General features: G+C 34.3%; 1 protein-coding gene. It reads left to right on the top strand.

The genetic code is table 11. The features are described 5' to 3' along the window. The coding region (locus K5G00_RS29635; RefSeq protein ID WP_238770282.1) for a transposase at positions 1 to 338 on the top strand (338 nt) is incomplete at both ends.

Here is a 338-nt window from a genome sequence, read left to right as displayed (position 1 = left end):
AAATCAAAAGTCCTTGTAATGGCAGAAAGCGAGATGGTAGAATCCCCGAAACCGGGACAAAAATCACGAAGAGTAGGTTATTTGAAAATGAAAGTTATTGAGGATTTAAAAAGTGACACCATAAATGAACTGGTTAATAATTTAGCAAGTAATGCAATAGACGTAGATACAGATGACTCAACATCTTATGTTGACCTAAAAGATTATATACCGAGGCATAATTCACAGGTAATACCTAAAGAAAAAGTTGGTGAAGTGTTGCCGTGGGTACATATCGCTATAAGTAATGCAAAAAGGCAATTGATAAATACATTCCATGACATCAAACCAGAATTTTT

It is taken from the genome of Maribellus maritimus (genome assembly GCF_022267315.1).
Taxonomy (GTDB): domain Bacteria; phylum Bacteroidota; class Bacteroidia; order Bacteroidales; family Prolixibacteraceae; genus Draconibacterium; species Draconibacterium maritimum.
This window is presented reverse-complemented; position numbering and strand designations above follow the sequence as displayed.